The following is a 25,854-nucleotide window of genomic DNA, read 5'->3' as shown; positions in this document are numbered from 1 at the left end:
GTTCGGGTGCTAGTTGGACGTATGAGGGAATTCGGCCCGACGATTTTCGCCGAGATGACGCAGTTGGCCGTCAGGACGGGCGCGATCAACCTGGGCCAGGGGTTCCCCGACGAAGACGGCCCCGCCGCGATGCTCGACGTGGCGACCGAGGCCATCCTGAGCGGCCGCAACCAATACGCCCCCGGCCTGGGCGTTCCCGAGCTCCGGCAGGCGATCGCCGACCACGCCAAGGAGACCCAGGGCCTGTCCTACGATCCCGGCACCGAGATCCTGGTGACCGTCGGGGCGACCGAGGCGATCGCGGCGACGGTGCTGGCCCTGGTCGAACCGGGCGACGAGGTGATCGTCTTCGAGCCCTATTACGACTCCTATCCAGCCGCCGTCGCGCTGGCCGGAGGCACCCGCCGGGCGGTGCCGCTGCGTCCGGTCGACGGCCGCTTCACCTTCGACCCGGCCGACCTCAGGGCGACGTCCAGGACCAAGGCGATCATCGTCAATTCGCCGCACAACCCGACCGGCACCGTTTTCACGCCGGCCGAACTGGAGACGATCGCCGCGTTCTGCCGCGACAACGACGTGATCGCCATCACCGACGAGGTCTACGAACACCTGACCTTCGACGGCGTTCCGCACATCTCGCTGGCGACCTTCCCGGGTATGCGCGAGCGGACGGTGCGCATTTCCAGCGCCGGGAAATCCTTCTCGGTCACCGGCTGGAAAACGGGCTGGATCTGTTCGACGCCCGAACTCGTCACGGCCGTGACGGCGGTGAAACAGTTTCTCACCTTCACCTCGGCGGTGCCGTGGCAGCTCGCGATCGCGCATGCGCTGCGTCATGAACTCGGCTGGGTGAACGACCTTCGTGAACAGCTTCAGGCCAAGCGCGACCGATTGTCGGAAGGTCTTTCCCGGGCGGGATTCGAGGTGCTGAAAACCGCCGGGACCTATTTCGTGCAGACCGACATCCGGCCGCTCGGGCTGACCGACGGACTGGAACTGACCCGCCGGCTGCCTGAGCTGGCCGGGGTGGTGGCGATCCCGACGCAGGTCTTCTACGACCACGAGGAGACCGGCCGCCCTTACGTCAGGTTCGCGTTCTGCAAACGCGACGAGGTGATCGACGCGGCCGTCGAGCGGCTGACGTCGCGGCGCCTGGTCTGAGCGGCCGGGGAGCGACCGGCCGGCCGCCCGCCACCGGCGACGGCGGGTGGTGCCGGGGTGGGCGGAGCCGTAACGGAGAATTCAGATCTTCTTGCCCACGATCCCGTAGGCGCCCCTGACCGCGTCGGGCGGCAGCACGCCGAAGTGCTTCCAGTCGGCCGCCCACACCAGGCCGGGCTCGACCACCTGGAAGCCGTCGAAGAAGCGCATGACCTGCTCGGCGGTACGGTTGGTGACCAGCAGCGGGCCGGTGTTGTAGCTGTCGGCCAGCGCGCCCATCTTCTCCGGCTCGAAGTCGGCCGTCAGGTGGGTGAGCGCGAGGTAGGAGCCGGGGACGGTGGCGTCTGTGTACGCCTTGACGGCCGCCCACGGGTCGTCCTCGTCGCGGATGTGCATCAGCGTGCCGACGATGATCACCGCGATCGGGCGGGAGAAGTCGAGCGTCGCCCGCACCTCGGCGTGGTCCAGCACGGTCTGGGGCCGCCGCAGGTCGGCCTCGATGTAGGTGGTGCGCCCCTCGGGTGCGCTCTTCAGCAGGGTCCGCGCGTGCACCATCACGATGGGGTCGTTGTCCACGTAGGCCACCCGTGCCGCCGGGTTGAGCCCTTGGGCGACCTCATGGGTGTTGCCCGTCGCCGGGATGCCGGTGCCGATGTCGAGGAACTGGTCGATCCCCTGGTCGGAGAGCCATCGCACGGCCCGGCCGAGGAAGGCCCTGTTCTCCCTGGCGCCGGTGACCACGCCCGGAGTGGCGGCCATGACGGCCTCGGCGACGGCCCGGTCGGCGGCGTAGTTGTCCTTGCCGCCCAGCCAGTAGTCGTACACCCGCGCGGGATGCGGGACGTTCGTGTCGATGTGCGGAGCATTCATGGGTCAGGGCTCCACTTATAGGGACGAATTTGGGGCAGATACTAGCGAAGCAGCCCATGTCTTTAGTGGATTAACGGATCTTGCCCAGAGCTCCACGCGTGATGAGGATCACATTTCGGAAGCGGATGGAACGATCCCGGAATGAGATGCTCAAGAATATGACCCGCTCCTATACCTCTACCGTCAGTGATCCCTTCGACCGCGGCCATGAATTCGGGCAGGTACACGCCGCCGACATCGCCCGCACCGTCGCGATCTACACCGAGGTATTCCGGCGGAAAGCAGGGGGGCGGCAGCCAGATTTGGCCGAGCTGGGCAAGCTCGGAATGAAGGCGATCGAGGCCTGGGCGCCCGATCTCGCCGAAGAGATCAACGGAATGGCGGAAGGCGCCCGTCTTCCCGTGACCGACGTCGCCGCCATCAACGCCCGCACCGAAATCCTGTCCTATCTGGGTGGCACTCGTGAGAGTGAGTGCTCGGCCGTCGTGCTGCTCGGCGACGACGAGGACGCCCCGCCCGTGGCCGTGCAGACGTGGGACTGGATGCGCCAGATGGCGGCGAGCTGGCTCGTCTGGACCATCCCGTTCGCCGACGGACGCGTGACCACGACCCTCACCGAATACGGCGTCGTCGGCAAGATCGGCGTCAACAACGCGGGCCTCGGCCTGCTGTTCACCCGCCTCCACCACGACGACGACGGCGCCGAGGGCATCGGCCTGCCGGTCCACGTGGCCGCCCGCCGCGTCCTCGACGAGTGCGACACCGTCACCTCCGCCGCCTACACCCTGACCACGGCCCCCGTGTCGTCGTCCTCGTCGCTGAACCTGGTCTCCCACGGTCCTGAGGGGAACGCCGCCATCACCGCCGAACTCCACCCCGGAGGGCCAGGGTGGACCGTTCCCGAGGACGACGGCATGCTCGTCCACACCAACCACTTCCTCGACCCCCGCGTGATCCCCAACGACCCCTTTCCGCGCCAGCACCCCGGCACCCTCATCCGGCGCGACCAGCTCCGGCGGGGCCTGCGCAACCAGACGGCCAAGCCCGACGCGGCGGCGGTCCGCAAGGTGATGGCCCGGCACGCCGGCGGCGTCTGCCACCACACCGCGGCCGGCCACGACGACGACCACATCACCCTGGCGACGGTCGAACTCGACCTGAAGAAGGGAGAGGTCCACGCGAACGAGGGTGGACCGTGCGGTCGGCGCACTTGGTGAATGTTGCCCAGGGATATGACCCTCGACGGCGAGAGTCGCCAATGCCCGGGAAGGAGCAGGCGGATAGTTTCGCCCTGTGACGGGTGAGCGTGTGTTGATCGCCCTCGGCGGCAACGCGATGACCGCACCGGACGGCTCCGCCGCACCGGCCGACCAGAAGCGCGCGATCGAGCGCGCCATGATCCACGTAGCTCAATTGATCAACACAGGCCACCGGGTGGCGATCACCCATGGCAACGGCCCGCAGGTCGGCAACATCCTGCTGAAGAACCAGCTCACCGCCCACGTCGTCCCCCCGGTCCCCCTCGACTGGTGCGGCGCCCAGACCCAGGGCACCCTCGGCGCCCTGATCATGAACGCGCTCGACCCCATCCCGTGCGCGACCGTGGTGACCCGCACCCTCGTCGACCCCGACGACCCCGCCTTCCACGACCCCGTCAAGCCGATCGGCCAGTACTTCTCGGTCGTGGAGGCCAGGCGCTTCGAGGCGCTCGGCCAGTCGTGGCGGGAGTTCGAACGCGGCTGGCGCCGGGTGGTCGCCTCGCCGAGGCCCGTCGAGATCCTCGACGCGGCCCCGGCGGTCACGCTGATGGAGGCCGGCTACACGGTCATCGCCGCGGGTGGTGGTGGCGTGCCGGTCATCCGCGACGCCGAGGGGAAGTTGCACGGCGTGGAAGCGGTGATCGACAAGGACCACGCGGCGTGCACCCTCGCCCAGGCGGTGCGGGCGGACACCCTGGTCATCGCGACCGACGTCCCGAACGCCATCGCCGGTTACGGCACCCCCGACGCCCGTCCGATCGGCCAGGTGACCCTGGCGGAGATGCGGGTACTCCAGGCCGAAGGACATTTCGCCAGCGGCAGCATGGGCCCGAAGGTCGAGGCCGCGCTGCGCTTCGTCGAGGAGGGCGGCGCGAGGGCAGTGATCACGTCACTGGACAACATCGCCGCCGCCATTTCAGGAAATATCGGTACAACGGTTAACCGGGAGAGCTAGATGCCGGACCCCATCGAGGTACGCAAGGTCGCCATCGAGAGCGTGACCGACGCGTCAGGGCTCGCGAAGCTGATCGACGACGGCGTGATCGAGGCCGCCCGCGTGCTCGCCGTCATCGGCAAGACCGAAGGCAACGGCGGCGTCAACGACTACACCCGAATCCTGGCGGACAGAGCCTTCCGCGAGGTCCTGGCCGCCAAGGGCCACCCGTCCCCGGAGTCGGTCCCCTTGGTCTGGTCGGGCGGCACCGACGGCGTCCTGTCCCCCCACGCGACCATCTTCGCGACGGTCGACCCGGCGACGGCGGTGCAGACCGACGAACCCCGGCTGAGCGTCGGCATCGCGATGAGCGAGGTCATCCTCCCCGAGGACATCGGCCGCCCCGCGATGGTGGAGAAGGTCGCGGCGGGCGTCCGCGAGGCCATGAAGATCGCCGGCATCGACGACCCGCGCGACGTGCACTACGTGCAGACCAAGACCCCGCTCCTCACCCTGTCGACCATCAACGACGCGAAGTCCCGCGGCCACGAGGTGATCACCGAGGACACCGGCCCGTCGATGGACATCTCCAACTCCACGACCGCTCTGGGCATCGCCGTGGCGCTGGGCGAGATCGAGATGCCGACAGCGGACCAGATCCACCGCGATCTGTCCCTCTACTCGTCGGTCGCCTCGTGTTCGAGCGGCGTCGAACTCGACGTGGCCCAGATCGTCGTGGTCGGCAACGTCCGCGGCATCGGCGGCCGCTACCGCGCCGGTCACTCGGTCATGAAAGACGCCCTCGACACCGACGGCATCTGGGAGGCCATCCGCGACAGCGGCCTCGACCTCCCCGAGCGCCCCCACACCAGCGACCTGCGGGGCCGCCTGGTGAACCTGTTCATGAAGTGCGAGGCCGACCCGACGGGCAGCGTCCGCGGCCGCCGCAACATCATGCTCGACGACAGCGACGTCCACTGGCACCGCCAGATCAAGGCGACCGTGGGCGGCGTCGCGGCCGCCGTCACCGGCGACCCGGCGGTCTTCGTCAGCGTCGCGGCCGTCCACCAGGGCCCCAGCGGCGGCGGCCCCGTCATCGCCATCGCCGACCTGGGATAACTACTTTCCTCCGTTACGGCTCCGCCTACATCGGCACCGCCCGCCGCCTTGAGCGGGGGGCGGCCACCCGGCGCTCCTCACCCGCTCAGGGCGGAGCGCCGTGACGATCAGCCGGCGGGCTCGCCGGCCGGTCCCGGGACGTGCCGGGTATCCTCGGCGCTCGTGCCTTCGATTCCGCAGCCCATGGTGCCCGACGACGACGGGCGGGCCGATGCCGCGCTCGCGGGGGTGCTGGCCGCCTTCCAGACCGGTGAGGTCACCGTCGCCGAGGTGCTGACCGCGCTGGGGCCCGCCCGGTTGCTCGTGCCCGTCGTGGCGTTGCTGACCGAGGCCGAGGTCGGGCCCGACGGGCTCAAGCGGGAGAAGGAGAGCGAGATGGCGCTCCCCAAGCTCGTCGGGCAGGACGGACGCATGGCCGTGCTCGCCTTCACCAGCGTCGAGGCGCTGACCCGGTGGCGGGCCGACGCCCGGCCGATCCAGGCGTCCGCGTCGCAGGTCTGCAAGGCCGCCCTGCACGAGCGGGCGGCGGCGGTCGTCATCGACGTCGCGGGACCGGCGCCGTTCGCGGTCGAAGGGTCGATGCTGCACGCCATGGCCGCCATCGAGGACGCCGCCGCGCTCAAGAACCTCGACGTCGACGTCCCCGGGGTGACCGTGGCCCGGTTCGAGCCCCCGGCGCCGAAGAAGAAGAGCTGGTGGCGCCGATGATGGCCGTACGGGAACAGTTTCTAGGCCTGTAACACACATCAGGTCGGCGCGTGCCGACGAAGGGTTAGGGTCGGCCGCGTGCTGACTTGGGGGCTGCTCGCGCTGCTGGGCGTGATCGCGGGGCGCTACGCGCGCGAACTCGCCGGCGGGTTCGGGCCCGATCCCGCCGACACGCGAAAAGAGGCTCGCGCCGCGTTGTCTCACATGGTCAGGACGGTGCCGGTGCCCCTGCGGCCGTTCGTGGTCGAGGGGGTCACCGGGGTCGCTTTCGGGGTCCTCGCGTGGCGTCACGCCGCGACGCCGGAGCTGGTTCCGGCGCTGCTGCTCGCGGCCTGGGCGGGGGTCGTGCTCACGCTGACCGATCTGCGGTGCTGGCGGTTGCCCGACATCGTGACGCTGCCGGCCTATCCGATCCTGCTGATCGCGCTGGCGCCGACCGGGCGGCTGATGATCGCGACCGCGTGCGGGCTGGCGCTGGCCGGGATCTATCTCATCCTGTGGTTCGGACGGCCTTCGGGGATCGGGTTCGGCGACGTGAAACTGGCCGGGCTCGTCGGGCTCGTCAGCGGAGCGGTCAGCATCGACGCCGCGATCGTCGCCGGGGTCGGCGGACAGCTGCTCGGCGGGCTATGGGCATTAGGACTGCTTATCACCCGGAAAGGCACCCGGAACAGCGAGTTCCCCTTCGGGCCAGCTATGATCGCGGGCGCGCTGGTGGCACTGCTGGCGGGAGCTTAACCGCATATCTGAAAGACTTGGTCGCATGCTGCGCTGGTTGACCGCCGGGGAGTCCCACGGCCCCGAACTCATCGCGATCCTCGAGGGCCTGCCCGCCGGGGTGGGGATCACCACACCCGAACTCGAAGAGGCCCTGCGCCGCCGCCGTCTCGGCTACGGGCGCGGCGCCCGCATGAAGTTCGAGCAGGACGAACTGACCATCTCGGGCGGTGTCCGCCACGGCCGCACGCTCGGCGCGCCGATCGCGATCCGCATCGGCAACACCGAGTGGCCCAAGTGGGAACAGGTCATGGCGGCCGACCCGGTCGACCCGGCCATCCTCGAAGGCATGGCGCGCAACGCGCCCCGGTCGCGCCCCCGCCCCGGTCACGCCGACCTCGCCGGGATGCAGAAATACGGCTTCGACGACGCCCGGCCCGTCCTCGACCGGGCCAGCGCCCGCGAGACGGCCGCCCGGGTGGCGCTCGGCCAGGTCGCCAAGAACTTCCTCAAGCAGGCCCTCGGCGTCGAGATCGTCAGCCACGTCGTCTCGATCGGGTCCGCGCTGACCCCGTCGGCCGAGCTGCCGACCCCGGCCGACCTGGCCCGCATCGACGACGACCCGGTCCGCTGCTTCGATCCCGAGGGCAGCGCCGCGATGGTCGCCGAGATCGACAAGGCCCACAAAGAGGGTGACACCCTCGGCGGCGTCGTCGAGGTCGTCGCCTACGGCCTCCCGCCGGGCCTGGGCAGCTACACCCACTGGGACCGCCGCCTCGACTCCCGTCTCGCCGCCGCCCTCATGGGCATCCAGGCGATCAAGGGCGTCGGCGTCGGCGACGGCTTCGAGACCGCCCGCCGGCCCGGCTCCCGCGCCCACGACGAGATCGAGAACACCGAGGGCGGCGTCCGGCGCATGACCAACCGGGCCGGTGGCGTCGAGGGCGGCATGACCAACGGCGAGCCGCTGCGGGTCAGCGCCGCCATGAAGCCGATCTCGACCGTGCCCCGCGCGCTGGCCACGATCGACGTGATCACCGGCGAGGCCGCCAAGGCCCACCACGAGCGGTCCGACGTGTGCGCGGTCCCGGCCGCCGCGATCGTCGCCGAGGCGATGGTCGCGCTGGTGCTGGCCGACGCCGCCGCCGAGAAGTTCGGCGGCGACTCCGTCGAGGAAGTGGCCCGCAACGTCGCGGGCTACCTGTCCTCGTTGATCATCAAGTAGGGGAGCGACCATGCCTGTCGTGGTGCTGATCGGCCCGCCCGGGTCGGGCAAGTCGACCGTCGGCGAACTGCTGGCCGAACGCCTCGGCGTCGGCTTCCGCGACACCGACCTCGACGCGGAGCAGGTCGCGGGCAAGCCCATCAGCGACATCTTCGTCGAAGACGGCGAAGAGGCGTTCCGCGCCCTGGAGGCCGCGGCCGTCCGGACCGCGCTCGCCGAGCACGCGGGGGTGCTGGCCCTCGGCGGCGGCTCGATCCTCGACGCCGCGACCCGCGAACTCCTGGCCGGGCACACCGTGGTCTACCTGAAGGTCGGCCTCGACCACGCGATCAAGCGCGTCGGCCTGGCTTCGGCCCGCCCGCTGCTGGTCCTCAACCCCCGCAGCCAGATGCGCAAACTGATGGAAGAACGCCGCCCTCTGTACGAAGGGCTGGCCGTCCTCACCGTCGTCACCGACGACCTGGAGGCCCCCGAGGTCGTCGACCAGATCCAGGCCGACCTCACCGGAGGCCCTGAGGCGCACACCGACCCGAAGCGGGCGGCCGAGTGACCGGCAGGCTCTCACGGCGTCGGCGACCGCAGTCTGGCCGAGTCGCGACGCGCATTCGCGTCAGCCCGAAGCCCGGCCGCGTGGCCATCAGCTCTTACGGCGTCATCGGCCGCTGTTTCACTGAATTCACCGCGGAGGCCGAGTGACCGCGACCCGCATTCCCGTCTTCGGCGACGCTCCCTACGACGTCGTCGTCGGCACCGGGATCCTCGGTGAGCTGCCCGGCCTGGTCGGGGAGAAGGCTCGCACGGTCGCCGTGATTCATCCGGTGACGCTGCCGGAGCTGGCGGGGCCTGTTGTGGGCGTACTGGAGAAAGCCGGTTTCGACGTGCTGGCCCTGCCGGTGCCCGACGCCGAGGCGGCCAAGGACGTCCGTGTGCTGTCGTCGCTGTGGTCGGCGTTCGGCCGCCACGGCATGACCCGGACCGACGCTGTCGTCGGCGTCGGCGGCGGCGCGACCACCGATCTGGCCGGGTTCGCGGCCGCCACCTGGCTGCGCGGGGTCAGGGTCGTCCAGGTCCCGACGACGCTGCTGGCCATGGTCGACGCGGCCGTGGGCGGCAAGACCGGTCTCAACACCCCCGAGGGCAAGAACCTCGTCGGGTCGTTCCACCCGCCGGCCGGGGTGCTGTGTGACCTCGCGACGCTGGTGAACGTGCCGCGCGACGACTACGTCGCCGGGCTGGCCGAGACGATCAAGGGCGGGTTCATCGCCGACCCCGAGATCCTCCGGCTCGTCGAGGCCGACCCCGAGGCGGCCCGCCGTCCCGAGGGTGACCACACCCGCGAGCTGATCGAGCGCAAGATCCAGGTCAAGGCCGACGTCGTCGGCGCCGACCTGAAGGAGAGCGGTCTGCGCGAGATCCTCAACTACGGCCACACCCTGGCCCACGCGATCGAACGGGTCGAGAACTACACGATCCGCCACGGTGAGGCGGTGGCGATCGGCCTCGTCTACGCCGCCGAGCTGGGCCGCCTCGCGGGCCGGGCCGACCTGGTGGAGCGGACTCGTTCGATTCTGACCTCGGTCGGTCTGCCCACGGTTTACCGTGAGGACGCCTGGCCCGAGTTGCGTGACCACATGAAGCTCGACAAGAAGGCCCGCGGGGCCAAGCTCCGGTTCGTCGTGCTCGACGCGCTGGCCGAGCCGGCCCGGCTGGAAGACCCGTCCGAGGAGTTGCTGGAGGCCGCCTACCGGGCGGTGAGCGGAGGCACCCGTGCGTGACGTTCTGGTATTGAACGGGCCGAACCTGGGTCGCCTCGGCACCCGCGAGCCCGACGTCTACGGCGCCACCACGTTCAAGGACCTGGTGCTGATCTGCGAGACCGCAGGCCGTGAGCTGGGGCTGGCGGTCGAGGTCAGGCAGACCGACGACGAGTCCGAGATGCTGAAATGGGTGCACGGGGCGGCCGACACCCGCACACCCGTGATCCTGAACCCGGCGGCGTTCACCCACTACAGCTACGCGCTGCGCGACGCCCTCGCCCAGCGCACCGCGCCGCTGATCGAGGTGCACATCTCCAACCCGGCCGCCCGGGAGGAGTTCCGTCACACCTCGGTCGTGGCGGCCGTCGCCAACGGCACGATCGCCGGTTTCGGCGTCCAGTCCTATGTCCTGGCCTTGCGAGCCATCGCGGAGATGTGAGATGTACGGGTCGTTCGTCGCCCTCGGCGACAGTTTCACCGAGGGCCTCAGCGACCCGGGCGTGAACGGTGCCTATCGTGGCTGGGCCGACCGTGTGGCCGAGGTCCTGGCTGCCCAGAACCCTTCGTTCGGGTACGCCAACCTCGCGATCCGCGGCCGCATGCTCGACCAGGTGGTGGCCGAGCAGGTGCCGAGGGCGATCGAGATGCGTCCCGACCTGATCAGTTTCTGCGCCGGCGGCAACGACCTGCTGCGTCCCGGCAGCGACCCCGACGCGATGGCCAAGACCTTCGCCGCAGCGGTGAAGGCCCTGCGCGGCACCGGCGCCGACGTGATCGTCTTCACCGGCGTCGACCCCCGTGACACCCCGATCATGCGCCGGGCGCGCGGCACTTTCGCGACCTTCTACCTGCATGTCCGCTCGATCTCTGATCTGTACGGCTGCCATCTGGTCGACCAGTGGTCGATGCAGGGCCTGCGCGACTGGCGCGCCTGGAGCGCCGACCGCCTCCACATGAACGAGCACGGTCACCGTCTGGTCGCCGCCAAGGTTTTGGACGTCTTGGGCGTACCCGGACAAGACTGGCGTTTCAGCTGGCCACCTCGCGACAAGATCGATCCCCGGGTCAAACGCCGGGAAGACGCCGAGTGGCTGCGGGAACACCTGGCCCCATGGGTTCTGCGGCGTCTGCGCGGCACGTCGTCGGGAGACAACGTCGCGCCTAAACGCCCAAATTTGTCGCCTTTCGACTAATTTGGTGCGCCCTTGAGGTGCACTGTCCGCTTTCCGGGGAGGGGGATTCCGGAAGGGGGACAGCATGAAGGGAACTCAGGTCAAGGTCGCTCTGGCGATCGCCATGGGCTACTACTTCGGCCGCCACCGCAAGCTGGCGCTCGCCACCGCCGTGGCCGTCGGAGGTCTGGCAGGAGGGCTCCGGCCCAAGGGCCTGCTGGGCAAGGGTCTCAAGAGCCTCGGCTCGCCGGAACTGGAAGAACTCGCCGGCAAGCTGCAGACCGACATCATGGCGGCCGGCCGCGCCGCCGCCACCGCGGCGACCAACGGTCCGATCAACTCGCTCAGCGACCGCATCCACGACACGACGGAGCGGCTGCGCATGCCCGCCGACGCGGCGGACCCGGTGAAGGACGCCGTGAAGGACACCGCGACGGACTCCGTGAAGACGTCCACGAAGACCGCCACGAAGGCCTCCCCGAAGGGGGACTCATGACGGACACCAAGACCGCGACACCCGTGGCCAGACTCGGCAAGGAACTCGGCGGCATGATCGGCGCCGCCGGCAAGCGCGGTGTCCACAAGCTGACCGGCAAGGTGGCCGGCAAGGTCACCGGAAAACTCAAGGGCAAGGTCGGCGACCTCACCGACCGCCTGACGAACTACGCCACCGGGGAGACGGGCGGCCTGGCCGGCCTCGGCCTGGGAGGCTCGAAGGGTTCGAAGGGCTCCGACGACTCCGACTCGGGCGAGAAGGAAGGCATCTTCAAGCGCATCGGGCACGGCATCAAGGGCGTCTCCGAGATCATGAAGGCCGTCACGGGCAAGGGCGGCAAGGGCAAGGGCAACCGGAAGATCGTCAACATCGTCGAGTCGATCGACGTCGGCGCGCCCCTCCAGGTCGTCTACGACCAGTGGACCCAGTTCGAGGAGTTCCCGTCCTTCATGAAGAAGGTCGAGACCGTCCGCCAGGACGAAGACCAGAAATTGACGTGGAAGGCCCAGGTCTTCTGGTCGCACCGCACGTGGCAGGCCGACATCATCGACCAGGTCCCCGACGACCACGTGATCTGGCGCTCCCACGGCGCGAAGGGTCACGTCGACGGCGCCGTGACCTTCCACGGCCTGGCCCCCAACCTGACCCGGGTGCTGGTCGTGCTGGAGTATCACCCACAGGGCCTGTTCGAGAAGATCGGCAACATCTGGCGAGCCCAAGGCCGCCGTGCGCGGCTGGAACTCAAGCACTTCCGCCGCCAGGTCATGACCCAGACCCTCCTCCACCCCGACGACCTGCAGGGTTGGCGCGGCGAGATCCACGACGGCGAGGTGACTTCCGAGAAGCCGGACGACTCCCAGCAGCCTGAGGACTCCCAGCAGCCTGAGGACTCCGAGAAGGACCAGGACTCCCAGAAGCCGGAGGACGAGGAGCAGACGCCGGATGAGCAGGCGACCGAGTCGCCCGAGGCGCCCCCGCCCGGTTCGGGAGAGGAACCCGAGGCGCCCAAGGAGGGAGAAGAGAGCGCGGAGCCGGAGGAGACCGAGGACCGGGAGAGAGTCCCCGAAGGCCGGGTGAGCGCACGTGGCTAGCGAGGAGCCCGATGTCTACCTCGATGTACCCAACCTCAGCGTCGACGAGATCACCCTCCGCGTCGCCGACCTCAAGGCCCGGGTCAGCGTGAGCGCCGAGGTCCTGGACCTGCTGAAACTCAACGTCGGAGCGGACGTCTCCCTCGGCGAGGTCGACCTGAGCATCAAGGGAGTCCAGGCCCAGGCACTGCTGAAGGTGCGGCTCGACAACGTCGCCCGAATCGTCAGCGACGTCCTGGAGACCCTGGACCACAACCCGCAGATCCTCGAAAACCTGACCCGAGGCCTCGGCAACGCGACCGAACACATCGGCGCCGGCGCAGGTCAAGCCGTCGGCGAGATCGGCAAGGGTGCGAGCAGCGCGGTCAGCGACGTCGGCGCCGGCGCGGGCGACGCCGTCCGCGACGTGGGTTCAGGAGCCGGTCACGCCGTCGGCGAGGTCGGCGAAGGCGCCGGCCAGGCCGTCAGCGACGTCGGCGCGGGCGCGGGTCACTTGGTCGGCGAAGTCGGCGAAGGCGCAGGTCAGGCCGTCGGCGACGTCGGCAGGGGAGCGGGCCACGCGGTCGGCGAGGTCGGTGAAGCTGTCGGCGAGGCGGTTGGTGATGTCGGCCAGGGCGCCGGCCATGCCGTCAGCGGCGTGGGCGAAGGCGTCGGAAAGGCGGCCGAAGAGGTTGGCGAGGGTGCTGGTCAGGCGACCGGCCAGGTTGGCGAGGGTGCCGGTCATACGGTCGGCGAAGTCGGCGAAGGCGCAGGTCAGGCGGTCGGTGCTGTAGCCCAAGGCGCCGGACAGGCGGCCGGAGCAGTTGGCGAGGGTGCCGGTCACGCAGTCGGTCAGGTCGGTGAAGGTGCTGGGAAGGCGGCCGAAGAGGTCGGCGAGGGCGCTGGTGACGCGGCCGGTGAGGTGGGTGAAGGTGCCGGTCGGGCATCCGAGCAGGTTGGTTCAGGTGCTGGTCCGGTCGGCGAAAGCTCGGTGACCGGCCAGACCGGGGGTCCCGTTCCGGAGCAAGCCGGAAAACGTACCGATCAACCAGGCCAGGCTGACACTGGGCGAACTTCCGCCGACGGTGGCGATCGGGAACAGGTGCTCACCGGCACGGTGGTTGAAGACCACCGGCAATCGGACGGTCCCGGCGCCGACCGGAAGCAGGACATCAAGGGGGAGAGCGCTCCCCAGGCAGCTGAACCTCGCACCCCTTCTGGAGATCATGACGGTCCCGCCCGGGATGAGTCTTCTCAGACCCAGTCCGATCGGATCGACGACGTCGGCACGGCCGGCGAGGCTCCTCGAAAAGGCGACGACTCCAAGGCCGGAGACGGCAGGCAGCCCGCGGCAGACGCGAACCGCTCTCGCCCAGGCGAGGCCGAAGACGCGGCGGATCGAACGCCTGACGAAGGCGGCCGGACCGATGAGCACGAACGGCAAGACCAAGACCAGGGCCGGGCTGGTGACCTGAGGGCTGAGGAGCCGGAGGAGGAGACAGGGTTCAAGCCAAAAGACGAGGACCAGGCCAAAGAGCCGAAGGGCGAGGACCACCCCGAGCCAAAGGGCGAAGCCGAGTCCGAGAAGCCAACGGTTGAGGAATCCTCCGAGAAGGCGGCCGGCGAGGAGCAGCCCGAGGGGCCGAAGGAGGCGGATCAGCCCGAGAAGTCGAAGGACGAGAGCCGGACCAAGCGGCCGGAGGACGAGGACCAGGTCGCAAGGTCGAAGGGCGAGGGTCAACCCGAGAGGCCAGAGGGCGAAAGCGATTCTGAGAAGCCACAGGACGAGGAGAAGTCCGACAAGGCAGGGAGCGAAGATCAGTCTGACAAGTTGAAGGGTGAGGAGCAGCCCGAGGGACCGAGGGACGAGGGCCGGCCTGAGAACCAGGACGAGGAGCAGCCTGAGAGCCAGGACGAGGACCAGCCTGAGAGCCAGGGCGAGGACCGGCCCGAGAGCCAGGGCGAGGACCGGCCCGAGAGCCAGGAAGAGGAGCAGCCTGAAGAGTTCAGGAACGAGAACCAACCTGAGAAGTCGAAGGATGGGGAGCCCTCCGAGAGGGCGAAGGACGAGGACCGACCTGATAGGTCGAAGGGCGAAGAGGTTGCCGAAAGGCCGGAAGGCGAACATGAGCCTGAGGCGTCGAAAAGTGAGGAGCAGCCGAGCGATCCAAAAGGAGAGAGCCGGGCTGGTGAGAAGTCAGAAGGCGATGGGCAGGCTGCGAAGCCAGGAGGACAAGGCGAGGCTGAGAAGCCGGAAAATGAGGTCCCAACCGAGAAGGTGACGGGCGAGGGGCAGGGCGACAAGAAGGCCAGTCCTTCGCGGCCGAAGCGGCCGGACCGGGCCGGGCAGTCGCTCGGGTCCGTGTTGCTGGATCTCGGCCGGGCGGTGCACCGAGCCGGTAGGCATCGGCTGGGGAGGTCCCCATGAGCGGGCGCCCCAGAGAGGAACTGATCGCGCAGGCCGACATCGTGATGTCCGCAGAGATTGAGGCCGACGAGATGGAGGTGCGTGTCGCGCCCGATCATGCGGTCGAGTTCCGCGGTGAGGAGGAGGCAGGAGCCGGGACCGTCCGGGAGAATCTGCCCGATCACGTGACGGAGGGTAAGCGATATCGTGCGGCCCACATCCGCTACACGCTGGCGGCTCGCGCTGCTCGCTTCTTCCGGTTCCGGTGATTTCTGCAACCGTGCTGCACCAACGCCACGACCAAATGACCAACGTCCGCAACTGAGTTCTCCGACGTTGCGTCGAGTTCACAACGCCTGCACCGAGTCCACTCACGTCCGCACGCGGGTTCGCCGTCCGTACTGGAGTTCGCCGACGTGGTCTGCCACCGAGCGATCAGCGTCCGGGACCAAGCTCACCAACCGTGTGCAACCTAGTTCGCTCACGTCCGCGAGCGATCTGGCGAGCGTCCGCTTCGGGGCGCGCCAGCGTTTATGACCGAGCTCATCAGCGTCCGAGGCTGAGCCCGCCAACGTCTGCGACCGAGTTCGCCAACGACCGCGATCACGCTCCCCAGCGCCGCGCTGCACATCGGTCGGCGCGTAACAACCCCGTCCTCGGTGAGGGTCGCTGTCGTCATGCGAACCGCATCCGGCGAAATGGGAAGCATCCGGCGCAAGCCAGATGACCGAGAGAGCGCTTTCTCGTAAAATGAGGCATGGAGCTCTCCGACATCCGGATATATCCCGTCAAGTCGGTGGCGGGCATCCGCCTCGATCGGGCCCAGGTTCTCCCGTGGGGTCTCGAAGGCGACCGTCGCTGGGGCGTGGTCGATCCGCAGGGGGATATCTACTGGTCAGGCGAGCATCCCCAGTATCTCGCCGTCCACGCCACCATCACCCCGGAAGGCGGGCTCATCCTCGCCGCCCCAGGGCTGGGCGAGCTCAAGGTCCCCCCGGCCGACGGCCCGTTGGTCCCCGTCGCCTTCCACGGGCTGGACAAGGCCATGCTCGCCCACGACGACGCCCATGAATGGTTCACCCGGCTCCTCGGCAAACCGGCCAGGTTCGTGTGGCTCGACGACCCCAACCGGCGCCGCATCGTCGAGGAGCACGGCGGGCTCCCGGGCGAGGTGACCAGTCTGGCGTGGGACGCACCCTTGCACCTGGTCACCCGCGAGTCACTGCGCCGCCTCGACGACTGGATCATGGAGGGCGCGCTCCAGCGTCAGGAGGCGCCGCCCGAACCGCTCGACGTCGCCCGGTTCCGGCCCAACGTCGTCGTCGACGGGTTCGAGCCGTTCGAGGAGGACACCTGGTCGTGGGTCCGCATCGGTGACGTCGATTTCCGGGTGTCCGAACTCGTCGACCGCTGCTTCGTCACCACCTGGGCACCCGACACCCGGGAACGCGGCAAGGAGCCTCTGCGCACCCTGGCCAAACACCGTCGGTGGGACGGCAATACCTGGTTCGGCATCCGGCTGGTCCCCAAGAATCCCGGTGAACTGAAGATCGGCGACCGCGTCGTCCCGACGGTCAGGAAGTGAGCCGCTTCAGCGCCGACCGCACCACCTCGGGGTCGGTCGTCCGCCAGTAGGGCGGCAGTGAGTTCAGCAGGAATCCGCTGTAGCGGGCCGTCGCCAGGCGGGGGTCGAGCACCGCGATCACGCCACGGTCGTCCATCGAGCGCAGCAGCCGCCCGGCGCCCTGCGCCAGCAGCAGCGCGGCGTGGGTGGCCGCCACCGACATGAAACCGTTGCCGCCCTTGGCCGCCACATGGCGCTGACGCGATGAGGTCAGTGGGTCGTCGGGGCGGGGGAACGGGATGCGGTCGATGATGACGCAGGTCAGGGACGGGCCGGGCACGTCGACGCCCTGCCACAGCGACAGAGTTCCGAACAGGCAGGTCTCGGGGTCGGCGGCGAACTGCTTCACCAGCAGCGACGTCGAGTCGTCGCCCTGGCAGAGCAGCGGGACCGACAGGCTGTCGCGCAGGGCCTCGGTGGCCGCCTTTGCGGCGCGCATCGAGGAGAACAGGCCGAGTGTGCGGCCGCCGGCGGCCTCGATGAGCTCGACCATCTCCTGGATGTACGCGTCGGGCAGGCCGTCGCGGCCGGGCTGGGGCAGGTGTTTGGCGACGTAGAGGATGCCGGATCGGGCGTGGTCGAAGGGTGAGCCGACGTCGAGGCCGCTCCAGTCGTCGTCCTTGCCCAGGCCCCACTGGGCGGCCATGCCGTCGAACGTGCCGCCGAGGGCCAGGGTCGCCGAGGTCAGCACCACGGTCCGGTCGCCGAAGAGCTTGTCGCGGAGCATGCCGCCGACCGACAGCGGGGCGACCCGCAGGGTCGGGGGGATCCGGCCGTTGGCCTCGTCGAGCCAGACCACCTCGGCCCGGTCGACCTCGGATTCCGCGCCGAAGGCGTCGAGCATCCGCTGCGCGGTGTCGTGGACGTCGTCGAGGACCGTGAACGCCGCCTTCTTCGCGCCGGCGCCCTCAGGGTCGTCTTTGTCGGCGTTGCGCGATCCGAGGGCGGTGATGCAGGTGAAGGCCGCATCACGTACGAGGGCGAGGGTCAACCCCAGCGACTGGGGGAGGTCGTCGACGCGCCCGGCCGGCGCGGCGAGGAGGAGGGAACCGAGGTCTTCGGCCGCCTCCTGGAGGCGGTCGGCGAGGTGCTGTTCGATGAGGCGGCCGGCGCGGCGGGCGGCCAGGCCGACGGTGGCCTCGGAGAGTTCGTCGGTCACCACCGAGGTGACCCGGTCGACCAGCTCGTGGGCCTCGTCGACGACCACGACGTCGTGTTCGGGGAGGACCTGGAAGTCTTCCATCGCGTCGATGGCCAGCAGCGCGTGGTTGGTCACCACCACGTCGGACATCGCGGCCCGTTCGCGGGCCAGTTCGGCGAAGCACTCGGCGCCGCTGGGGCAGCGCTGGGCGCCCAGGCACTCGCGCGCCGACACGGAGAACTGGCGCCAGGCGATCTCGCTCACGCCCGGGACGAGCTCGTCGCGGTCGCCGGTCTCGGTCTCCTCGGCCCACTCCTGGATGCGCTGGACCATCCGGCCCGCCGCGCTCACTTCGCGGGGGTCGAAAAGCTGATCCTGTTCGTCTTCCGGCATGCCGACAGTTGACTTATATCTACACAGATAGTTGCGACGGCCCTTAAGAATGGCGAAATCGGGGCGATGCGGGAGTTCTTTTTCGAGGGCGTCGGCGAGTCTGGGAAGATCACGATCGACGAGCTGGCGCTGCAGCGCGATGGTGGCGGTGGAGATGACGACGGCGCTGTCGGAGATGGCGGCGTGCCGGATCGCGGGGACCAGATAGGCCAGCGACTTCCCGGTGCCGGTGCCCGCCTGAACTGCGAGATGGTCGCCCTTGTCGAGTGACTTCTGCACCGCCTTCGCCATCGTGACCTGCCCCGGTCTCTCGGCGCCGCCGAGCTCCGTGACGGCGATCGTGAGCAGCTCTTCTACAGTTGGCAGGTCGGATTTCGGCACCCCCGAAGGCTAGCGCCCGCCACCGACAGGACGCTGCCGTTATCGGACCGTGACAGGTGAACCGCAGCGGAACCACATCCGAGGGTTCGGGGGTGCGAAGGGGAGTTCCCATGGCACACTGGCCCCACGGGGCGCTAGGTCAAAGACGATCTACCTCGGGCAAACAGGGGAGACCCGACAAGCGAGACGCAGACGGCCTCCGGCCGTGGCTCTCGCCGGGGATCCGCCGCCGTTAATGCCGAGACGTGCGTTTCAGTAGGGTTTCTTGAGGTCGAGTGGACGGATAAGGGCAGGTAAAGGCACTATGTCTGTCATGTCGGAAGTCGTCCCGCTGCCATCCTTTGGCGAGGTTTTCTTTGACGCCCGAGGTCAAGACCGCGTTCTGCGGGTGACCTGGCACGAGGGAACCCTCGTGCTGAGCTTGTGGCGGGGCGAGATGTGCACCGCCAGTTTCCGCATGCCCATGGACGACGTCGGCCGCATCCTGGAGACTCTCCAGGTCGGTTACGCCGAGGCCACCGGGCAGGCGGCCAACCCCGAATCTCCCGGCACGGGCCCGTTCCAGGCGCCCGATCTGGCCGACTACCCGGGTGAATATCCCGGCACGGGGCAGTATTCGCGCCCCCCCGAGCAGCCCATGGCACCCGTGGCCCAGATGCCGCCGATGCCGCAGCAGCAATACCCGCCGTTCCCGCAGGAGCAGCCCATGCCGCCCGGCGGCTGGGACTCGAACGGCTACCCCGAATATCCCGAGGCGACCCCCGCCTACGGCCAGCCCGCCCCGGTGGCGCCGGCCGCGCTGGGCCCCAACGACGTGCTGGTCGCCCGGGGCAACCCGGCCCGCGACCGCCTGGTCGCCGTCGACCAGCAGGCCCCGCCGCGTGAGCGGCCGCGCCGTGCGGCACCGCCGCCCCCGGACTTCCCGCCCTTCGAGGGACCGGTGCCGGCCGAGCCGGTCTACCAGTTCCCGTCGCCGATCCCCGGCCGCCCGGCCTACCAGTTCGAGCCGGAGCCCGAGCTCGAGTCGCCGCAGCAGCCTTTCGCGGCCGACCCCTACCTGCCCGACGCGAACCTCTACCAGACCGGCAGCTACCAGCCGCCGATGCAGCAGCAGATGCCTCCGCAGATGCAGCAGCACGTGCCGCCGATGCCGCCCGCGCCGCAGTATCCGGAGTATCCGGTCTTCCCGCCGGAGCCGCAGCGGCCCCACCTCGTCGAGGCCCCGCAGCCCTACGCGCCGGGCGAGCCGCCCGCGTTCCCCCAGGGCTACACCCAGGGCGCGGTCTACTCGACCGACCCGTCGTTCCAGGTGCCGCCGGGACAGCAGCAGCAGTATCCGCCGCAGCAATACCAGGACCCCCGCTACGGCCAGCAGCAGATGCCGCCGCAGCAACCGGGCGTCGACCCCAACGACCCGCTGGGCCTCGGCCCGGTCTCGCGTCCCTATGTCGAGGGTCAGCAGCCGCCGATGTACAACACCGGCGAGCGGACCCGTCCCGACGGGGTCGACGAGAGGCGCGACTGGAGCTAAGGGACGTACGATGACCGCTTGATGGAAGCGATCACCGTACTCCAGTTGCTGGCCCTCCCCGCCGGGGCTCTCGCCGTATCGGCGTTGGCCCGGCGGATGGACTGGAATGTTCCGCTACTTCTCGTGTTGGCCGGGTTGATCGCGTCGATCCTCCCGTTCGTGCCCGAATACGAACTGAGCCCGGAGATCGTGCTCTTCGTATTCCTGCCGCCACTTCTCTATTCGGCCGCCCTCGACAGCTCCTACCTGCGGCTTCGCGATGTGAAGCGGCCCGTGATGCTGTTGTCGATCGGGCTCGTGCTGTTCACGACCGCCGTGGTCGGGACGGTCACCTACCTGCTGGTGCCCGAGCTGACCATCCCGGCGGCCATCGCGTTCGGGGCGATCATCGCGCCGCCCGACGCGGTCGCGGCCGTGGCCGTCGGCCGCAAGCTCGGGCTGCCGCGCCGGGTCATGACCGTGCTGATCGGCGAGAGCCTCTTCAACGACGCGACCGCGCTGACCGCCTACCGGGTCGCGATCGGGGTGATCGCGGGCGGCGGGGTGACGTTCCTCACAGCGGGCGGGCAGTTCCTGTTCGCGGCGGGCGTCGGGCTGGCGATCGGCATGGCCATCGCCTACGTCGCGGGCTACATCCTGACCCGGATCAAAGATGCCCTGGTGGCCAACTCGATCTCGCTGCTGGTGCCCTGGGGCGCCTACCTGGCGGCCGAGGTCGTGCACGCCTCGGGCGTGATCTCCGTGGTCGTGGTGGGCATCTATCTCGGCCACCAGATGAGCCGCACCTCGTACGGGACCCGGCTTCTGTCGGAGGCCGTGTGGCGGATCATGGACTTCCTGCTCGAGGGCATCGTCTTCGCCCTGATCGGCCTGCAGTTGCTGCCGCTGATCGCCGGGCTCGAAGGCTACGAGCCCACCACGGTCGGCATGTACGCCCTGGTGCTGTTCCTGGTGACGGTGCTGAGCCGGGCGGTCTGGATGATCCCCGGCATCCTGCTGCCGAGGATCCTGTCCAAGAAGATCCGCGCCAGGGAGAAGAAGGTGCCCTGGCAGAACGTCGTCACGCTGAGCTGGGCCGGGATGCGGGGCGTGGTGTCACTGGCGGCGGCCTTCGCGCTGCCGGCCGATGTGCCGCAGCGCGATCTGCTGCTGTTCCTGACCTTCGCGGTGGTGATCGGCACCCTGGTCGTCCAGGGACTGTCGTTCCCCTGGCTGATCCGCAGGCTCGGCATCTCCAACGAGCGCGAGCGGTTCGAAGACGACCTGTCGGAGGCCGCCGCGCAGCAGGCCGCCGCGGCGGCGGCGACGGCCCGGCTCGACGAACTGGTGGCCGAAGGCGTGCTCGACGTCCACGAGGAGGTCGTGCAGGGACTGCGCGACCGGTCCGAGCGGGTGGCCCGGATGGCCTGGGAGCGGCTCGGCGGCGGCACCGGGCCCGAGGGCGAGGAGACGCCCGCGACCGTCTACCGGCGACTGCGCCGGGAGATGCTCGCCGCCGAGCGGGCGGTCTTCATCCGGCTCCGTGACCAGCGCAGGATCGACGACGAGGTGCTGCGCCGGATCATGTCGGAGCTCGACTTCGAAGAGGCCACCCTGGAACGCGACTAACCCATCACGTTGTCGATGAAGCACCACTTCCATGCCTCGCCCGGTTCGAACGACTGCATCACCGGGTGATCGGTCTCCTTGTAGTGAGCGGTGGCATGCCGGCGGGGCGAGGAGTCGCAGCAGCCGATATGCCCGCAATTAAGACACTTGCGCAGGTGGACCCAGCGGGTACCCTCGCGCAGGCACTCCTCGCACCCCTGCGGGGAGGTCGGCGCGGGGTCCCCGGCAACCTGCAGATGTTCGCACATTCCCATGCTTTTGATCGTACGACGCCCCACCCGGCACATTCCGACCTGCCCCTTTCCGATGGGGCGCTTAGGTCACGTTCGCGTGCATTAGGGTTCAGGCCATGCGACTCCTCCCCCTTGCCGTACTCCCGCTGTCGCTCGTGCTGCTCACCGGATGTGGTGAGATCAACGAGATCACTGGTGCGATCGACAAGACGCAGCAGTGCATTCAGGCCGTCGGCATCGTGACCGAGACGGTGGAGAAGGTGACCGGTCTCGCGAGTGACCCGCAGGCCGTCGAGACCGCCCTCGCCGACGGTGCGAACAAGCTGGAGGCCCTGGCCAACGACGCCGCCAACACGACTCTGGCGGAGGCGGCCAACGAGGTCGCCGGGAAGCTGAACGCGTTCGAGATCCAAGACGCCAACGACGCCGTGGACGCCCTCCAGAAGCTCGCCACAGACTCCCTGGCATGGGGTGAGACCCTCACCGCCGCCTGCGCCTCCGGCGAATAGGCCTTTCCGGCAAGACATGCCGGAATTGTGGTGAAATATCCTTTTAATTATGGACGGAGACGAACCGGACCCCCGGTTCACCCTGGCAAACGAACGAACCTTTCTGACCTGGCTGAGTACCTCCCTGGCTCTGTGCGCCGGAGGTGTGGCCATGGCGGCGGTCCCGCCTCATCTCTTCGTCCCGTGGGTCCGCACCACGCTCGCCGTCGTCCTCGTGCTGCTCTCGGCCGTGGCGGCGGCGTTCGCGTACCCGCGCTGGCGCAAGGTCCAGACGGCCCTGCGCCGCGCCCAGCCCCTCCCGCCGCCGAGGCTCGCGCCCCTGTTCGGATACGGGGTCGCGGGGGTCGCGGTGCTGGCCCTGGTGCTGATCCTCGTTGGATAGAGGATCGGGCCAGAGCTGGGACCCGGGCCTGCAGAGTGAGCGGACCCGGCTGGCGTGGGTCCGCACGGCCACCGCGCTGGCGACCTTCGGGCTCGGCGGGGCGGGTGTGGTGGCCCGCGCCTCCGGGCACGCCGTGTCGATCGCGTGCTTCGGGGTCGCGGCGCTGGTGGGGGCGATGATGCTCGCCCGTACGGGGATCCGGTTCCGGCGGGTGCAGGAGGCGTTGCACGGGGAACGCCCGATCGAGGCCGGCGGCGACGCCCTGATCCTCTGGATCGGGGTGCTGGCGGCGGTGGCCGGGGCCGTGGTCTACGTGATCCTCTAAGCTGCTTTGCCCTGGTCTGACCGTCGAGAACCTAGCGTGCTGTGTATGACGCGAATGGCTGCGATCGCCACCAGCGGTGCCGGGCTCGTCGACGTGGACGTGCCCCTGCCGTCCCTCCGCCCACACGACATCCTCGTCCAGGTCGAGGCCGTCTCGGTCAATCCGGTTGACGTGAAGGTCGCCGCGAGCGCCGGTGACGCCCAGCGGATCCTCGGGTACGACGCCGCCGGGACCGTCGTCGGGACCGGGCCCGAGGTGCGCAGGTTCGCGGCCGGCGACAAGGTCTACTACGCCGGTGACATCACCCGGCAGGGCGCGAACGCCGATTTCCATGCCGTCGACTCGCGGATCGCCGGGCACAAGCCCGAGAACCTGACGATGGCCGAGGCCGCCGCGGCGCCGCTGACCACGATCACGGCCTGGGAGTCGCTCTTCACCCATCTCGGCGCACACGCCGGCACGACGGACACGCTCCTCGTCGTCGGCGCGCCCGGTGGGGTCGGCTCGATGCTGGTCCAGCTGGCCAGTCGGCTCACGTCGATGCGGGTGATCGGTACGGCCTCCCAGCAGGCCAGCCGTGAGCGGGTGCTGGCCCTGGGCGCCGACGAGACCGTCGACCACCACACGCTCGTCGAGTCGGTGAAGGCCGTGGCGCCCGACGGGGTCGAGGCCGTGTTCTCCTCGTTCTCCGAGGGCAACATCGAGGCCTACGCCGAGATCGTCAAGCCGTTCGGGCACGTCGTGGCCATCGACGACCACCACCCCGACCTGTTCCCGCTCAAGTCGAAGAGCATCGCCTGGCACTGGGAGCTCATGTTCACCCACGCGATCTACCAGACCCCGGACATGGCCTCTCAGGGGCGGCTGCTCGACGAGGCCGCCGCCCTGTTCGACGCGGGCCGCCTGCGCACCACGCTCGGCGTCGAGATCGGCGACTTCACCGCCGCCGGGCTCCGCCGGGCCCACGAACTCGTCGCCGCCGGATCGTCGGTCGGCAAGGTCGTCGTGCGGCGTTAGTCGGCCGACGCGGCGATCGTCTCGGCGACCTCCACGGCGCGCTCGGCCTCTTCCTTGATGAAGCGCTCCTCGTCGATCTTCTCGGCGATCTCCTCGTCCTGGCGCATCAGGTCGTCGAGGTTCTGCCCGGCCATGTCGAGGACGCCCATGTCCATGTAGGCCTGCTGGAGCCGTGGGCTCCACAGGCCGATGTCCTTCACGCAGGGGACGATGCGGCTGAACAGCAGCGACCGGAACAGCCGCAGGTAGCGCGACTCGTCGACGAGCGTGTTCGCCTCGTCCCTGTCGGCCTTCGACAGGCCCAGGGCCTCCCACTGCTCCGAGCCGCGCAGGCGGTCGCGCATCAGCCAGCAGCCCTCGATCACGAAGTCCTCGCGCTCGCGGCGTTCGGCGTCGGACAGGCCGGCGTAGAAGTCGCGCAGCGCCATGCGGCCGAAGGCGACGTGGCGGGCCTCGTCCTGCATGACGTACGCGAGGATCTGTTTGGGGAGGGGCTTGGTGGTGATGTCGCGCATGACGCCGAAGGCGGCCAGGGCCAGGCCCTCGATGAGGACCTGCATGCCCAGATAGGGCATGTCCCAGCGGGAGTCGCTCAGGGTCGAGTCGAGCAGCGACTTCAGGTAGGGGTTGATCGGGTAGGCCAGACCGACCTTCTCCTGGAGGAACCGGGCGTAGGTCTCGGCGTGGCGGGCCTCGTCCATGGTCTGGGTGGCCGCGTAGAACTTCGAATCCAGGTCCGGTACGGACTCCACGATGCGCGCCGAGCAGATCATCGCGCCCTGTTCGCCGTGGAGGAACTGGGAGAACTGCCAGGCGGCGCCGTGGCGGCGGACCTCCTGGCGGGTCGGCTCGTCCATGCGGTGCCACAGCGGCGAGTCGTAGATCGCGATGGTCTGGTCGGGGGTGCCCAGGACGTTGTAGGGGTCGACCTCCAGGTCCCACTCGATGCGCTTCACCGAGTCCCACTGCTTGTCCTTGCCCTTTTGGTAGAGGGACAGCATGCGGTCGCGGTTGTCGTCGTATTCCCAGGTGAACCGGGCCGAGCCGGCCATCTGGACGTCCCAGGTGCGCAGTTCCGCGGGGATGGTGTAGAGCTCGTGCGTCGACACGTGTTGGCCTCCCGTACGTACGCTGTACGTCTCGACAGTGACACGCAGCTTACCGCCGGTCAATACTGGTCACGTGCCACCGTTGAACCGCCCCCGGATCGTCGCCGCCGCCATCGACCTGATCGAGCGCGAGGGGGCCGACGCCGTCTCCATGCGCCGGATCGCCGCCGACCTCGGGGTCGGCGTGATGTCGCTCTACAACCACGTGCCGAACAAGTCGGCCCTGCTCGACGGCGTGTCCGAGAGCATCCTGTCCGAGATCGAGTTCACCGACGACCCGGCCGCGCCCTGGACCGAACGGGTCCGCATGCAGGCCCGCGCGTTCCGGCAGATCGCCCACTCCCATCCCCGCTCGACCATGGTCGTGGTGAGCCGCCAGCTCAAGTCGGCCGCCGGGATGCTGCCGGTCGAACGCGCCCTGTCCACCCTGCGCGGGGCGGGGTTCGGCGAGCAAGAGGCGGTGCAGATCTTCCGGGTCTTCATCGCCTACGTCATCGGGTCACTCCTGCGCGAGGTCGGGGTGACCCCGACGTTCGCCCCCGTCCACGGGACGATCCGGGCGGGCGACGTCGATCCGGAGCTGTTCCCCGAGATCGGGGCCCTCGCGCCGCACCTGTCCACCTGCGATCACGAGGCCGAGTTCGACTTCGGGCTCGATCTGCTGATCGCGGCCATCGCGGGGCGGCTCGCCGGACGTACCGGCTGA

27 protein-coding genes are annotated in these 25,854 nt (G+C 69.3%); 23 read left to right on the top strand and 4 right to left on the bottom strand.

What is annotated here, in order from left to right; genetic code table 11:
* Positions 1–6: 6 nt before the first annotated feature.
* On the top strand, positions 7–1,161 hold the full coding sequence (locus AW272_RS13335; RefSeq protein WP_275527295.1) for a pyridoxal phosphate-dependent aminotransferase: 1,155 nt from the start codon (positions 7–9) through the stop codon (positions 1,159–1,161).
* An 81-nt stretch (positions 1,162–1,242) separates the two neighbouring features.
* On the opposite strand, the gene AW272_RS13330 is transcribed toward AW272_RS13335, so the two are convergent.
* The gene (locus AW272_RS13330; RefSeq protein WP_066364198.1) at positions 1,243–2,031 is read right to left on the bottom strand and encodes an SAM-dependent methyltransferase; all 789 of its coding nucleotides are present in this window, start codon (positions 2,029–2,031) and stop codon (positions 1,243–1,245) included.
* 158 nt (positions 2,032–2,189) lie between these two features.
* Between AW272_RS13330 and AW272_RS13325 the strand changes: the two genes are divergently transcribed.
* The 15 genes from AW272_RS13325 to AW272_RS13245 all read left to right on the top strand — a co-directional run bounded on the left by AW272_RS13325 (position 2,190) and on the right by AW272_RS13245 (position 16,480).
* Positions 2,190–3,248 carry a C45 family autoproteolytic acyltransferase/hydrolase gene (locus AW272_RS13325; RefSeq protein WP_066364196.1) on the top strand — a complete coding sequence of 353 codons (1,059 nt, stop codon included), beginning with the start codon at positions 2,190–2,192 and terminating at the stop codon, positions 3,246–3,248.
* A 76-nt stretch (positions 3,249–3,324) separates the two neighbouring features.
* Complete coding sequence (locus AW272_RS13320) at positions 3,325–4,245, top strand: carbamate kinase (protein WP_245657504.1); 921 nt, start codon at positions 3,325–3,327, stop codon at positions 4,243–4,245.
* Positions 4,246–5,343: a barbiturase gene (gene bar / locus AW272_RS13315; RefSeq protein WP_066364193.1), complete on the top strand. Its 1,098-nt coding sequence runs from the start codon at positions 4,246–4,248 to the stop codon at positions 5,341–5,343. It begins immediately after the preceding gene.
* 162 nt (positions 5,344–5,505) lie between these two features.
* Positions 5,506–6,051, top strand: coding sequence for an SseB family protein (locus AW272_RS13310; RefSeq protein ID WP_066364191.1), 546 nt, complete (start codon positions 5,506–5,508; stop codon positions 6,049–6,051).
* A gap of 78 nt (positions 6,052–6,129) precedes the next feature.
* Positions 6,130–6,789, top strand: a complete 660-nt coding sequence (locus AW272_RS13305) for a prepilin peptidase (protein WP_066364190.1) — start codon at positions 6,130–6,132, stop codon at positions 6,787–6,789.
* Positions 6,790–6,814: 25 nt separating this feature from the next.
* Positions 6,815–7,993, top strand: a complete 1,179-nt coding sequence (gene aroC / locus AW272_RS13300) for a chorismate synthase (protein WP_066364187.1) — start codon at positions 6,815–6,817, stop codon at positions 7,991–7,993.
* A gap of 10 nt (positions 7,994–8,003) precedes the next feature.
* On the top strand, positions 8,004–8,543 hold the full coding sequence (locus AW272_RS13295; protein ID WP_066364186.1) for a shikimate kinase: 540 nt from the start codon (positions 8,004–8,006) through the stop codon (positions 8,541–8,543).
* 142 nt (positions 8,544–8,685) lie between these two features.
* A complete protein-coding gene (aroB, locus tag AW272_RS13290) occupies positions 8,686–9,768 on the top strand; it encodes a 3-dehydroquinate synthase (protein WP_066364185.1) in 1,083 nt (360 codons plus the stop codon).
* Entirely contained in the window at positions 9,761–10,189 is a 429-nt protein-coding gene (gene aroQ / locus AW272_RS13285) for a type II 3-dehydroquinate dehydratase (protein WP_066364183.1), read from the top strand. Before aroB ends, aroQ begins: the two co-directional genes overlap by 8 nt.
* Position 10,190: 1 nt before the next feature.
* Positions 10,191–10,943 carry an SGNH/GDSL hydrolase family protein gene (locus tag AW272_RS13280; protein WP_066364181.1) on the top strand — a complete coding sequence of 251 codons (753 nt, stop codon included), beginning with the start codon at positions 10,191–10,193 and terminating at the stop codon, positions 10,941–10,943.
* A 64-nt stretch (positions 10,944–11,007) separates the two neighbouring features.
* Entirely contained in the window at positions 11,008–11,418 is a 411-nt protein-coding gene (locus AW272_RS13275; protein WP_066364180.1) for a hypothetical protein, read from the top strand.
* Positions 11,415–12,509 (top strand): SRPBCC family protein, encoded by a 1,095-nt coding sequence (locus AW272_RS42020; protein ID WP_066364178.1) that lies wholly within the window; start codon positions 11,415–11,417, stop codon positions 12,507–12,509. The genes AW272_RS13275 and AW272_RS42020 overlap by 4 nt, the downstream gene beginning before the upstream one ends.
* Positions 12,502–14,916: a hypothetical protein gene (locus AW272_RS43775; protein ID WP_174551814.1), complete on the top strand. Its 2,415-nt coding sequence runs from the start codon at positions 12,502–12,504 to the stop codon at positions 14,914–14,916. The genes AW272_RS42020 and AW272_RS43775 overlap by 8 nt, the downstream gene beginning before the upstream one ends.
* The gene (locus AW272_RS13250; protein WP_066364173.1) at positions 14,913–15,164 is read left to right on the top strand and encodes a hypothetical protein; all 252 of its coding nucleotides are present in this window, start codon (positions 14,913–14,915) and stop codon (positions 15,162–15,164) included. The genes AW272_RS43775 and AW272_RS13250 overlap by 4 nt, the downstream gene beginning before the upstream one ends.
* Before the next feature lie 488 nt (positions 15,165–15,652).
* A complete protein-coding gene (locus tag AW272_RS13245) occupies positions 15,653–16,480 on the top strand; it encodes an MOSC domain-containing protein (RefSeq protein WP_066364172.1) in 828 nt (275 codons plus the stop codon).
* Here AW272_RS13245 and AW272_RS13240 read toward each other — a convergent pair.
* The gene (locus tag AW272_RS13240; RefSeq protein WP_066364170.1) at positions 16,470–18,434 is read right to left on the bottom strand and encodes an ATP-dependent DNA helicase; all 1,965 of its coding nucleotides are present in this window, start codon (positions 18,432–18,434) and stop codon (positions 16,470–16,472) included. The genes AW272_RS13245 and AW272_RS13240 overlap by 11 nt on opposite strands.
* A gap of 412 nt (positions 18,435–18,846) precedes the next feature.
* On the opposite strand from AW272_RS13240, the gene AW272_RS13235 reads away from it, so the two are divergent.
* Together AW272_RS13235 and AW272_RS13230 are read left to right on the top strand one after the other, a co-directional pair.
* Positions 18,847–19,965, top strand: coding sequence for a hypothetical protein (locus tag AW272_RS13235; protein ID WP_157518528.1), 1,119 nt, complete (start codon positions 18,847–18,849; stop codon positions 19,963–19,965).
* 21 nt (positions 19,966–19,986) lie between these two features.
* Entirely contained in the window at positions 19,987–21,573 is a 1,587-nt protein-coding gene (locus AW272_RS13230; RefSeq protein WP_066364167.1) for a Na+/H+ antiporter, read from the top strand.
* Here the strand turns inward: AW272_RS13230 and AW272_RS13225 are convergent.
* Positions 21,570–21,827: a ubiquitin carboxyl-terminal hydrolase 14 gene (locus AW272_RS13225; protein WP_066364165.1), complete on the bottom strand. Its 258-nt coding sequence runs from the start codon at positions 21,825–21,827 to the stop codon at positions 21,570–21,572. The two genes, AW272_RS13230 and AW272_RS13225, sit on opposite strands and share 4 nt — an antisense overlap.
* Positions 21,828–21,922: 95 nt before the next feature.
* On the opposite strand from AW272_RS13225, the gene AW272_RS13220 reads away from it, so the two are divergent.
* From AW272_RS13220 to AW272_RS13205, 4 genes are read left to right on the top strand one after another with little or no spacing between them, the layout of a single operon-like run.
* Positions 21,923–22,315: a DUF8711 family protein gene (locus AW272_RS13220; RefSeq protein ID WP_066364164.1), complete on the top strand. Its 393-nt coding sequence runs from the start codon at positions 21,923–21,925 to the stop codon at positions 22,313–22,315.
* Positions 22,316–22,364: 49 nt separating this feature from the next.
* Complete coding sequence (locus AW272_RS13215; RefSeq protein WP_066364162.1) at positions 22,365–22,697, top strand: YidH family protein; 333 nt, start codon at positions 22,365–22,367, stop codon at positions 22,695–22,697.
* On the top strand, positions 22,690–23,022 hold the full coding sequence (locus AW272_RS13210) for a DUF202 domain-containing protein (RefSeq protein ID WP_066364160.1): 333 nt from the start codon (positions 22,690–22,692) through the stop codon (positions 23,020–23,022). The genes AW272_RS13215 and AW272_RS13210 overlap by 8 nt, the downstream gene beginning before the upstream one ends.
* A gap of 45 nt (positions 23,023–23,067) precedes the next feature.
* Positions 23,068–24,039, top strand: a complete 972-nt coding sequence (locus AW272_RS13205; RefSeq protein ID WP_066364158.1) for a zinc-binding alcohol dehydrogenase family protein — start codon at positions 23,068–23,070, stop codon at positions 24,037–24,039.
* Here AW272_RS13205 and AW272_RS13200 read toward each other — a convergent pair.
* Positions 24,036–25,148 (bottom strand): ferritin-like domain-containing protein, encoded by a 1,113-nt coding sequence (locus AW272_RS13200; RefSeq protein WP_066364157.1) that lies wholly within the window; start codon positions 25,146–25,148, stop codon positions 24,036–24,038. The two genes, AW272_RS13205 and AW272_RS13200, sit on opposite strands and share 4 nt — an antisense overlap.
* 73 nt (positions 25,149–25,221) lie before the next feature.
* Between AW272_RS13200 and AW272_RS13195 the strand changes: the two genes are divergently transcribed.
* Entirely contained in the window at positions 25,222–25,854 is a 633-nt protein-coding gene (locus tag AW272_RS13195) for a TetR/AcrR family transcriptional regulator (RefSeq protein ID WP_083958267.1), read from the top strand.

Source organism: Herbidospora mongoliensis, assembly GCF_001570545.1.
GTDB classification, from domain to species: Bacteria; Actinomycetota; Actinomycetes; order Streptosporangiales; family Streptosporangiaceae; genus Herbidospora; species Herbidospora mongoliensis.
This window is presented reverse-complemented; position numbering and strand designations above follow the sequence as displayed.

Bases quoted from the DNA above. Each gene is read 5' to 3' on its own strand.
- AW272_RS13330 (WP_066364198.1), bottom strand. From the start codon at position 2,031: ATGAATGCTCCGCACATCGACACGAACGTCCCGCATCCCGCGCGGGTG.
- AW272_RS13325 (WP_066364196.1), top strand. From the start codon at position 2,190: ATGACCCGCTCCTATACCTCTACCGTCAGTGATCCCTTCGACCGCGGC.
- bar (WP_066364193.1), top strand. From the start codon at position 4,246: ATGCCGGACCCCATCGAGGTACGCAAGGTCGCCATCGAGAGCGTGACC.
- aroC (WP_066364187.1), top strand. From the start codon at position 6,815: ATGCTGCGCTGGTTGACCGCCGGGGAGTCCCACGGCCCCGAACTCATC.
- AW272_RS13295 (WP_066364186.1), top strand. From the start codon at position 8,004: ATGCCTGTCGTGGTGCTGATCGGCCCGCCCGGGTCGGGCAAGTCGACC.
- AW272_RS13280 (WP_066364181.1), top strand. From the start codon at position 10,191: ATGTACGGGTCGTTCGTCGCCCTCGGCGACAGTTTCACCGAGGGCCTC.
- AW272_RS13275 (WP_066364180.1), top strand. From the start codon at position 11,008: ATGAAGGGAACTCAGGTCAAGGTCGCTCTGGCGATCGCCATGGGCTAC.
- AW272_RS42020 (WP_066364178.1), top strand. From the start codon at position 11,415: ATGACGGACACCAAGACCGCGACACCCGTGGCCAGACTCGGCAAGGAA.
- AW272_RS13250 (WP_066364173.1), top strand. From the start codon at position 14,913: ATGAGCGGGCGCCCCAGAGAGGAACTGATCGCGCAGGCCGACATCGTG.
- AW272_RS13245 (WP_066364172.1), top strand. From the start codon at position 15,653: ATGGAGCTCTCCGACATCCGGATATATCCCGTCAAGTCGGTGGCGGGC.
- AW272_RS13230 (WP_066364167.1), top strand. From the start codon at position 19,987: ATGGAAGCGATCACCGTACTCCAGTTGCTGGCCCTCCCCGCCGGGGCT.
- AW272_RS13225 (WP_066364165.1), bottom strand. From the start codon at position 21,827: ATGGGAATGTGCGAACATCTGCAGGTTGCCGGGGACCCCGCGCCGACC.
- AW272_RS13220 (WP_066364164.1), top strand. From the start codon at position 21,923: ATGCGACTCCTCCCCCTTGCCGTACTCCCGCTGTCGCTCGTGCTGCTC.
- AW272_RS13215 (WP_066364162.1), top strand. From the start codon at position 22,365: ATGGACGGAGACGAACCGGACCCCCGGTTCACCCTGGCAAACGAACGA.
- AW272_RS13205 (WP_066364158.1), top strand. From the start codon at position 23,068: ATGACGCGAATGGCTGCGATCGCCACCAGCGGTGCCGGGCTCGTCGAC.